Origin of the sequence: Frankia sp. Cppng1_Ct_nod (assembly GCF_920656135.1) — a bacterium.
GTDB classification, from domain to species: Bacteria; Actinomycetota; Actinomycetes; order Frankiales; family Frankiaceae; genus Protofrankia; species Protofrankia meridionalis.
This window is the reverse complement of sequence record NZ_CAKKTK010000120.1, coordinates 1-8,837: the sequence shown is the minus strand read 5'-3', so window position 1 is coordinate 8,837 and position 8,837 is coordinate 1. Positions and strand designations below refer to the sequence as shown.

At 71.7% G+C, this 8,837-nt stretch carries 11 protein-coding genes; 6 read left to right on the top strand and 5 right to left on the bottom strand.

Going from position 1 to position 8,837, the window contains the following annotated elements; all coding sequences use genetic code 11:
- A partial coding sequence (locus NBW77_RS21230; RefSeq protein WP_250280217.1) for an SDR family NAD(P)-dependent oxidoreductase occupies positions 1-164 on the bottom strand: 164 nt, incomplete at its 3' end.
- Positions 165-317: 153 nt separating this feature from the next.
- Between NBW77_RS21230 and NBW77_RS21225 the strand changes: the two genes are divergently transcribed.
- The gene (locus NBW77_RS21225; protein ID WP_131746394.1) at positions 318-1,100 is read left to right on the top strand and encodes an SDR family NAD(P)-dependent oxidoreductase; all 783 of its coding nucleotides are present in this window, start codon (positions 318-320) and stop codon (positions 1,098-1,100) included.
- A 24-nt stretch (positions 1,101-1,124) separates the two neighbouring features.
- Here NBW77_RS21225 and NBW77_RS21220 read toward each other — a convergent pair whose 3' ends face one another.
- Both NBW77_RS21220 and NBW77_RS21215 read right to left on the bottom strand, forming a co-directional pair.
- Positions 1,125-3,179 carry a pyruvate dehydrogenase gene (locus NBW77_RS21220; protein ID WP_250280216.1) on the bottom strand — a complete coding sequence of 685 codons (2,055 nt, stop codon included), beginning with the start codon at positions 3,177-3,179 and terminating at the stop codon, positions 1,125-1,127.
- Positions 3,180-3,282: 103 nt separating this feature from the next.
- On the bottom strand, positions 3,283-3,678 hold the full coding sequence (locus tag NBW77_RS21215; RefSeq protein WP_284346975.1) for a DUF167 domain-containing protein: 396 nt from the start codon (positions 3,676-3,678) through the stop codon (positions 3,283-3,285).
- A gap of 84 nt (positions 3,679-3,762) precedes the next feature.
- Between NBW77_RS21215 and fabG the strand changes: the two genes are divergently transcribed.
- The 5 genes from fabG (at position 3,763) to NBW77_RS21190 (ending at position 7,715) form a co-directional block, all read left to right on the top strand.
- Entirely contained in the window at positions 3,763-4,479 is a 717-nt protein-coding gene (gene fabG / locus NBW77_RS21210; protein ID WP_131746398.1) for a 3-oxoacyl-ACP reductase FabG, read from the top strand.
- Between the two features lie 26 nt (positions 4,480-4,505).
- Positions 4,506-4,808, top strand: coding sequence for a hypothetical protein (locus tag NBW77_RS21205; protein ID WP_131746399.1), 303 nt, complete (start codon positions 4,506-4,508; stop codon positions 4,806-4,808).
- Between the two features lie 193 nt (positions 4,809-5,001).
- Positions 5,002-6,132 carry a ferrochelatase gene (locus tag NBW77_RS21200; RefSeq protein ID WP_242605772.1) on the top strand — a complete coding sequence of 377 codons (1,131 nt, stop codon included), beginning with the start codon at positions 5,002-5,004 and terminating at the stop codon, positions 6,130-6,132.
- 35 nt (positions 6,133-6,167) lie between these two features.
- The gene (locus tag NBW77_RS21195; protein WP_131746401.1) at positions 6,168-6,692 is read left to right on the top strand and encodes a DUF3090 family protein; all 525 of its coding nucleotides are present in this window, start codon (positions 6,168-6,170) and stop codon (positions 6,690-6,692) included.
- A 24-nt stretch (positions 6,693-6,716) separates the two neighbouring features.
- Positions 6,717-7,715 (top strand): LLM class F420-dependent oxidoreductase, encoded by a 999-nt coding sequence (locus NBW77_RS21190; RefSeq protein ID WP_207386950.1) that lies wholly within the window; start codon positions 6,717-6,719, stop codon positions 7,713-7,715.
- Between the two features lie 40 nt (positions 7,716-7,755).
- Here the strand turns inward: NBW77_RS21190 and NBW77_RS21185 are convergent, their stop codons facing one another.
- Both NBW77_RS21185 and NBW77_RS21180 read right to left on the bottom strand, forming a co-directional pair.
- Positions 7,756-8,544 (bottom strand): Rv1486c family protein, encoded by a 789-nt coding sequence (locus NBW77_RS21185; RefSeq protein ID WP_250280215.1) that lies wholly within the window; start codon positions 8,542-8,544, stop codon positions 7,756-7,758.
- A 59-nt stretch (positions 8,545-8,603) separates the two neighbouring features.
- Positions 8,604-8,837, bottom strand: a 234-nt coding sequence (locus tag NBW77_RS21180) for a hypothetical protein (protein ID WP_250280214.1), incomplete at its 5' end; no start/stop codon positions are given.

Here is an 8,837-nt window from a genome sequence, read left to right as displayed (position 1 = left end):
CCGAGGTCCCGGATCTCCTTCGCCACCTCGATCAGCTTCGACTCGGTGCGGCCGACGAGGGTGACGGCCGCACCCTGTTCGGCGAACGCGAGGGCGATCCCGCGACCGATCCCCTGCCCCGCGCCGGTGATGAGGGCCTTGCGCCCGGCAAGTGTCCCTGCCATCGCCGTTCTCCGTCCTGCCCCGGATCCATCTGCTTAGAGTCAACTTATCTGCCTGGTTTCTGCCTGTCGACCACCGGGCGCGGCGGGGTCTGCGCATGGGGGAAGACCGGTTCCACGGTGGGTCTGGTGATTTGTTCAACGGAGGTGGATGCAATGACTGGTCATCTTGAGGGCCGCACGGCGATCGTCACCGGAGCCGGTTCGGGGATCGGGCGGGCCACCGCGCGCCTGCTCGCAGCTCGGGGCGCTCATGTCGTGGTGAACGACCTCGCGGCCGACCGGGCCAGGGAGACGGTCGCGCAGGTGCACGCCGACGGGGGCAGCGCCGAGGAACGCGCCGGGGACGTCACCCGGTCGGACTTCGTCGACGGACTCGTCGACGAAGTCGTGGCCAGGCGGGGACGGCTCGACATCCTCCACAGCAACGCGGGCGCCGGCCTCGCGCAGGGCCCGTTGGCGTCCGTCGACGATGCCGGATGGCATGCGGAGATCGCGCTCAACCTCGACGCCAACTTCTTCTGCGTCCGCGCGGCCCTGCGGGTCATGGCGCCGGCCAGGCATGGCTCGATCATCGTCACGGCCTCCGGTGCCGGTCTCGCGGCGGTGCCGGGAGCTGGCGCCTACGGGACGGCCAAGGCCGGTGTGCTGCAGCTGGTGCGCTCCGCGGCGGTCGAGTACGGACCCGCCGGGGTCCGGGTGAACGCTGTCGTGCCCGGAGCCGTTGCCAGCCCACGGTTCACCGGACGGATCGGCGGTGACGAGCGGCTCGCCCGCTACGAGCGGCAGATCCCCCTCGGCCGGACGTCGACCGCCCAGGACGTCGCCGAGGCCGTGCTGTGGCTGGCGTCGGACGCGTCGGCGAATGTCACCGGTATCGCGCTGCCGGTCGACGGTGGGGCGAGCGCCCGACTCGCGCAGCCCTACCTCGGCGACTGACGACACCGCCGGGCGACCGACCGCTCAGCCCTCGGTCTCGTCCAGCAGGTCGAGGGCCGCGCCGACGATCGTGGTCGCGTCCACCGGCAGCGCCATGCCGAAACCCAGCGTGGAGATGGGATCGCCGTGGACACCGGCGAGGAAGCCCAGCGTGCGAGGGTCACCGGCGGTCACGGTGACCAGCGGGCTGCGACGGTCGGCAGGGAAGATCTCGTCGAGGATCGCGACCGTGCCTGCCCGCAGGCCGCGGCGTGCCTGCAGGGCCTGGAAGACCAGGCCGGGAGAGGTCAGGCAGATCACCCCGACGCCGCGGCCCAGCCCGGCGGCCAGCTCGTCGGCCGCGGCGAGAACATCGGCCATGACCGCGCCGACGCCGACCAGGGTCACCACCGGGTCGGTTCCCCCGCTGCGCAGCCGGTAACCGCCGGCCAGTACCTGTGCCCGCCGCCGTGCCCGCCCGGCCGCCTGCGTGGGTATCGCGGCCAGTGCCTGCTCGAGCGGGCACGGCGAGACCCGCAGGACGGTCGAGTGGCCGTCCGGCCGGCCGAGCCGACCGATCGCCTCCAGCGTGCACCAGGCAAGGTCCTGGGCGAACGCGGGTTCCCAGTCGACCACCGTGGCATCTGCGGCGGACGGGGAGCCCACGTTCGCGGCGGACGGGTCGGTGAGCACGACAAGGACGGACTGGGCGCCAGGGGCGGTCCGGGCGCACCAACCCGCCAGCGCCCGGTCGCCGCCCGTGCCGCCCGTCACGCCGATCGGGAGGACGGGCCGGCCGAGCGTGTGCCAGGTCGAGCCCAGCCCGCCGAGCAGGTCGCCGAGTATCCCGGGTGAGGCGGACTCGGCCAGGTGCCGGCCGGGGCGTCCGTCCTGCCCGGTGGGCGAGCCCGTTGACCAGGTGCCCGTGGCGGCCATCCAGCCGGTCAGCGCCGAGACGGCATCGGCCGTGGCGGCTGTGACCATCCGGGAGGCCACGGCCGGAGCGCTGCCCGCGAGATCGCGCAGGAGGGTACCGAACGCGGCCAGGGTCGAGACCCGTCCGAGGTAGGACCGGTCCAGCTCCGCCGGGACGGCCGGCGCGGGCGCCAGGTCGACCGGCCGGCGTCCGATGCGCTGCCCGATGCGGGCGGCCAGGCGGAAGGCCGGGCTGTCGGCCGGCGGCGGCTCCCACACCTCGTCGGACCGGGGCCCGATCGCCGCGTCGGGCCGTTCGCCGACGTGCACGAACAGGACGGTCGGACGGGTCGGGTCGACCTCGTCGAACGCGTCCACCAGCAGGGGCAGGTCGTTGCCGCCGACATCTCGCAGCGCTGTGGCGATCTCGTCATCGGACAGCTCGTCGAGCAGCCGCGTGATACCGGCGCCGGACGGCTCGTGACCGGCGAGGCCGCGGCGCAGTTTCGGTCCTCGTGACCGCACGAGGACCTCGTGGTCGGCGCTGGTCATCCCGTCGAGCCGGTGCCGCAGCGCCTGGCCGCCGGGCCGGTGGAACAGGGCCGACAGCGCTCGTCCATAGCCGACGGTCAGTACCTGCCAACCGGCGGACGTGAAGAAGCCGGCCTGGCCGGCGACCCCCGTCTCGGTGGCGATCGCCGCGGTCGCGGGGGTGCGGACCGTGACCACCCACAGCAGTTCGCCGAGGTTGCGGACCCGCGGATCGGTCACGGACTCCCAGTGCGAGCCGTCGACCAGTCGGGCATGGTCAAGCAGGCAGATCTGGCGTCCGGACCAGCCCAGACCGGGATGCCCGGCGCGCAACCGCGCCGCGATCGCCGCCCACACCGTCACGGTGGGCCCGGCGCGGCCCGTCAAGGTTGCGAGCTCTGCCAGGTCGGAGCGGCCGAGCAGACGGTGGGCCGCGTCCACCAGCGGGAAGGCACCCGGCGGCACCCACACCCGGTCACCGGCGCGCAGCGCGTCGAACCACAGCACGGTGACGATGCTCGACACCGCGGTGTCGGCGACCGCGGTGTCGGCGACCGCGGTCGCGAGCCCGCGTAACCGCCGCTCGATCTCCGTGAGGGCGCGCAGGTCCAGTGGTTCGGTTCCGGTGACGTGCTGCGCCGGTGACTGCAGCAACCTGGCCTCCGTCCATGACGAGATCCATGACGAGATCCATGAAGACGCGACCTGTCCACTGTCCGGACGATCTGCCGGTGGTGAAGGTTGTGCCGGATGGGCGTCACCCGGCGGGGTCACCCGGCGGGGCGCGTAGTTCGGCCAGGCGGGTACGCAACGCGGGTTCGGGCATTCCGCCGATTTCAACGATCTTCGTACGGCTTGTCGAGCCCCGGACCAGCACGACCTCGCGGCGGCGCACGCCGAAGGCTGTGGCGAGCGCCCGCAGCGCAGACTCGGTTGCCCGGCCGTCCACAGCGGGGGCGGTGACCCGCACGATCAGCATCCCGGCCTCGCCCGACGTGTCGCCGGCGGATGTCTCGTGGCGGCCGCCCATCTGATGGCCGCCCATCTGATGGCCGCCAACCGACGTCCGGGCCGATCCCGGGCGAACTCTGATCGTCAGGCGCACCGGAGCATCATCTCGTGAAGCGTCCGCCCGGGCAGGGACGGAAGCCATACGATGTCCACCGTCGAGCGGGTTCGGTGTGTCACTCAAAGTGAATACCTCTGACCGTGACATGCGCCGGTTACCATCCGACCCATGGTGGAGGACCAGGGACGTGTAGTGCTTGTGACCGGGGGCAATCGAGGGATCGGCGCCGCGTGCGCGGCCGCGCTGGCGGCATCCGGCGACCGGGTGGCCGTCGCGAGCCGTGGGGGAGAGGCCCCTGCCGGGATGTACGGCGTCCGGTTGGACGTCACCAGCGCGGAGGGCGTCGACAAGGCGTTTGCCGAGGTGGAAGCGGAACTCGGGCCGGTCGAGGTGCTCGTGTCCAACGCTGGGATCACCCGCGACACGCTTCTGCTCACCATGAGCGAGGATGCGATGCGGGAGGTCGTCGACACCAACCTGCTCGGCGCGTACCGGGTGGCGAAGCGGGCGGCTCGGCCCATGCTGCGGATGCGACGTGGACGGCTGATCTTCATCTCGTCGGTCTCCGCGATGATGGGTGGGCCCGGGCAGGCGAACTACGCGGCGTCCAAGGCGGGCCTGATCGGGTTCTCCCGGTCGTTGGCCCGCGAGCTCGCCCCCCGCGGCATCACCTCCAACGTGGTCGCTCCCGGCCCGATCCACACGGACATGACCGACGCGCTCACCGACGCTCAGCGGGATAACATCGTCACGCAGGTGCCGGTCCGGCGGATGGGTGAGCCGGAGGACGTGGCCGCACTGGTGGTGTTCCTGGCGTCGACGCAGGCGTCCTTCATCACCGGAGCGCTGATCCCGGTGGACGGCGGGCTCGGCATGGGGCACTGACGACCACGAGTCGTGAGGTGGGCCGGATGAGCGTGATACGGGTGGAGCCACGGGACGCTCGTGCGTTCGACGTCGAGATCGCCGAGGAGACGGCTGGTGACGTCGAGGGACGGGCGTTCCACTTCCAGGTTACTGTCGGTGACGCTATTCTTGCGGACCTCGCGCTTGCCGATCCGGACCAGGCGACAACGTCCGCGCTGGTCCGCGAGTCGTTCGCGTTCCTGCTGGCGCGGGAACCGGCGGGCGCGATCCTGCGTACCTTCGACCTATCGGTGATCCCGACTTACTTTCCGGAGTACGTCAGCGAGCTGCGACCCCGATTCGGCTGAGGCGCTTGTGGTCTGAGGTGTTTCCGGTCCGAGGCGCGGCGCCCATCTCGGACGGATCGCCCCGAGATACCGGCCCGGGATGCACCACGCCATGGGCACGGGAGACGATTGCGGCGTGTCGAGCGAAAGACGGTCCGCATCGGGCCGATGCGAACCCACCGGTGCCGAACCCACCGGTGCCCAGCCAACGGCGATCGACGCACTGCTGCTGGTTTCCTTCGGCGGGCCCCGGGCTCCGGCGGACGTCATGGCTTTCCTGCGTAACGTCACCCGGGGGCGGGGCGTCCCCGACGAGCGGCTGGCCGAGGTCGCCGCGCACTACCACCGGTTCGGTGGCCGTAGCCCGATCAACGACCAGAACGAGGCGTTGCTGACGGCGCTCGCCACCGAGCTTGCGCCGCTGCCCGTCTACTGGGGCAATCGCAACTGGTCTCCGTTCCTCACCGACGCGCTCGAACGGATGCGCCAGGACGGTATCCGGCGGGCGGCCTGCTTCGTGACGTCCGCCTACGCCTCCTACTCCGGGTGCCGTCAGTACCGGGAGAACCTGGCGGACGCGCGGGCCGAGGTCGGACCGGGCGCGCCGGAGCTGATCAAACTGAGGCACTACTTCGACCATCCCGGCTTTGTCCTGCCCATGGTCGACAATGTCGTGGCCGCGTTGGAGACCATCACGAGATCTCTGCGGGACACCGCGCGGTTGGTCTTCGTCGCCCATTCGATCCCCCTCGCGCAGTCCGCGGCCAGCGGCCCGGACGGCGACTCCTACCCGCGGCAGTTCGCGGCCACCGCCGCCGTGATCGCGGACAGGGTGGCGTCGCGTACCGGCCGTCGCCACCCCTACGATCTTGCCTATGTCAGCCGCAGCGGACCGCCGGAGGTCCCCTGGCTCACCCCGGACGTCGGTGACCACCTGGCCGGTCTGGCCGCGGTCGGCACCACCCGGTCGGTCGTGGTGGTGCCGACCGGGTTCGTCAGCGACCACATGGAGATCGTTTATGATCTCGATGTGGAGGCGTCCGGGCGTGCCGAAGCGGCCGGCCTGACCTTCCGGCGCGCGGCCACGGTCGGGACCGACCGCCGGTTCGTCGCGATGGTCCGGGAACTGCTGGACGAGCGCAGGCGCGGTGACGTCTCGCGGGCGGCCCTGAGCGAGCTCGGACCGAGCCATGACGTGTGTCCGCCGCGGTGCTGCGCCCCACGAGCGCGGCGCCCGGCCGCGGCTGGTACCGCGGCGGACGAGGAGCCGCACCACGGCGATCCGACGGCAGGACCGGCCGTCACCGGCGTTGCCCTGGACGAACACCCGACGACAGGACGTTGACTGTTGACCGAGGTAGTACCGCGAGGAGGGACGAGGTGTACCAGCAGCAACGGTACGTGTTCGATTCGCCGGACCGTTTCGTGGTCGGAACCGTCGGCCAGCCCGGTGAACGTGACTTCTACCTGCAGGCCAGCTCGCGTGGACAGGTCGTCACCGTAGGCCTTGAGAAGGCCGAGGTGAGCGCACTGGCGGAGGGGCTGACGACGCTGCTCACCCAGGTACGCCGGGCGGCCGGGGTCGACCTGCCCGAAGCACGGGAGATCTACGTCGATCTCGCGCCGCTGGACGCACCCTTCGAGGAGGACTTCCACCTCGGCCAGCTCACCGTGTCCTGGGACGGCAAGCGGGTACTCGTGGAGGCCGCCGGGACGGCGCCCGGTGGCCCGGCCCGGACCGAAGGGGACGCCGAGCTCGACACCCTGCAGGTGTCGTTGTCGCTTGACCAGACAACGGCGTTCGTCGAACGGGCCCGCAGTATCGTGGCGGCTGGTCGGCCACCGTGCGTGCTGTGCGGACGTCCGGACGGTCCGTCCGGACACTTCTGCCCGCGGCTCAACTGAGGTTCAGATACGAGGTCCCGACTCGTGGCAACAAGCAACGGTGCGATCGGCGGCGGTGTGGCACAGGCGGCCCGCTACGGGGTCCACCTTCCTGTGCTGGGTGTTCCGCTGAACGCCAGCCGCGACCTGTTCGTGGAGCTGTCCGAGCGTGGCTACACCGACTTCTGGTCCGCCGAGGCGGACACCACCGACGGCATCGTCCCGCTGGCGCTCACCTCGTCCTGGGTGCCCACCGCGCGCCTGGGCACGGCCATCCTGCCCGTCTACACCCGTGGGCCGGCGTTGCTCGCGATGACCGCGGCCACCCTCGCCGACGCCGCACCCGGGCGGTTCGCGCTGGGCATCGGGGCATCGTCCAAGCCCATGGTCCAGGGCTGGAACGGCATCTCGTTCGTCGAACCGTACAAGCACACCCGTGACGTCGTCCGTTTCCTGAGGCAGGCGTTCGCCGGTGAGCGGGTCGATGCGGCGTTCGACACGTTCACCGTGCGTGGCTTCCGCCTCGGGCTGCTTCCCGAGGTACCACCGGCGATCCTGGTCGCCGCACTGCGGCCGGGCATGCTGCGGATGGCGTCGCGGGAAGCCGACGGAGTGATCCTGAACTGGCTGTCCGCGGATGACCTGCGCGACACCGTGCGCCCCCAGGTCGACCCGGGCAAGGAGATCGTCTGCAAGGTCTTCGTCTCGACCAACCCCGACCTCGAGCGGCTGCGTACCGAGGCCCGGCGGATGATCGCCGCCTACCTCAACGTGGAGGTCTACGCCGCCTACCAGCGTTGGCTCGGGCGGGAGAAACTGCTCACCCCGATGTGGGAGGCGTGGGCGGCGGGCGACCGGCGCGGCGCGCTCGCGGCGATTCCGGACGAGGTCGTCGACCAGCTCATCGTCCACGGCACGCCGGAGCAGTGCCGGGCCGGCATCCAACGCTACGCGGACGCGGGAGCCACAACCGTGGTTGTCGTGGGCTTCGGCTGGGGGGACTGTGCCGAGGACGTGATGCGCGCGGTCGCGCCCGGCCGGTGACGGGTCCTGTCCGTCGGGCGGTTCCCGCAGCCGGGTGCGCCTATCGGGCCATCGACTGCGAGGGGTCGAAGGCGTCGTAGGCCGATTCGCAGGCCCGGCGGACCGCCGCGGACAGTGCGCGCAGGGTGGTCGAACGCCGTCCGATCTCCTCGGCGGTGACCGCCGCCCCGTCGTCGCGGGCGGCCAGGTCGATCAGACCCGCGACCCGTACCGCCCGCGCCAGCAGCGCGTGCGCGGACGGCGGATAGCCCGGTGCGAGCAGCGGGACGGGCTCGTCCTCGTGGCGGTCACGCAGCGCGGAGAGCACCTCCGGCCGGGCCATCGCGCGGTCGAGGTGCAGCAGCGCGGCGGTCGCGGTCCGGATGGCGTGGTTGAGCTCGTGTTCCGCGGCCCGCAGCGGGGACGGTGGCGGCGGCAGGCGGGCACCGGTGGCCGAGTGCCAGTGCACCGACTCGAGGCCGCCTTCGACCACCGGCCCGTGCGCGGTCACCGACGGCACCAGCACCAGCGGTGGGACGGGGCCCACCACGACGACCGCCTCACCGGCGGCAAGGGCTTCCCGGTTGGCCTCCGCCGGCCCGGGAAGGCCGCTGACGTCCCCGGGGACGGGCAGGACGAGCCGTAGCCGTTGTGCGCCGACGGTGCGCAGCCAGCCGAGTCCGAGGGCGAGGCCCTGGTCGTCGATGGTGTGGGGGGCGCCCGGCCCACCGGAACCTTCGCGGATCTGGGTGATCGCCTCGTCGGTGCTGACGAGCCCGGCGAGCCACGCGTTACCCCATCCGGTGAGCGCCCCTGACCGGGGCGAGGCAGCCTGGCCGCATATCACCATGCCTACGGTAAGGAATAATGGCCCTGTCCTGCGACGATCCTCGTCCAGATTGCTCCGGGTCACATCTGATCGACGGTCGGCAACAGGTTGGTGGTCCCTGGAAGGGTCCACCCCGGACCGGTCATGTGCCTCATGGGAGTGGTACGGACGCCTTCGGTTACATGGACCCGGCGGCGGATCGGCGCGGCCGGCCGGGCGAGCAGCCATGGCACCCCTACGGACGCCATCCAGCCGGCGTGGGCAAGCGGAGTCGGTGCGGCCGCGGGCGCGGCCACCTCCGGCAGGGCCAGCAG

Bases quoted from the DNA above. Each gene is read 5' to 3' on its own strand.
- NBW77_RS21185 (WP_250280215.1), bottom strand. From the start codon at position 8,544: ATGGTGATATGCGGCCAGGCTGCCTCGCCCCGGTCAGGGGCGCTCACC.
- NBW77_RS21225 (WP_131746394.1), top strand. From the start codon at position 318: ATGACTGGTCATCTTGAGGGCCGCACGGCGATCGTCACCGGAGCCGGT.
- fabG (WP_131746398.1), top strand. From the start codon at position 3,763: ATGGTGGAGGACCAGGGACGTGTAGTGCTTGTGACCGGGGGCAATCGA.
- NBW77_RS21205 (WP_131746399.1), top strand. From the start codon at position 4,506: ATGAGCGTGATACGGGTGGAGCCACGGGACGCTCGTGCGTTCGACGTC.
- NBW77_RS21215 (WP_284346975.1), bottom strand. From the start codon at position 3,678: ATGGCTTCCGTCCCTGCCCGGGCGGACGCTTCACGAGATGATGCTCCG.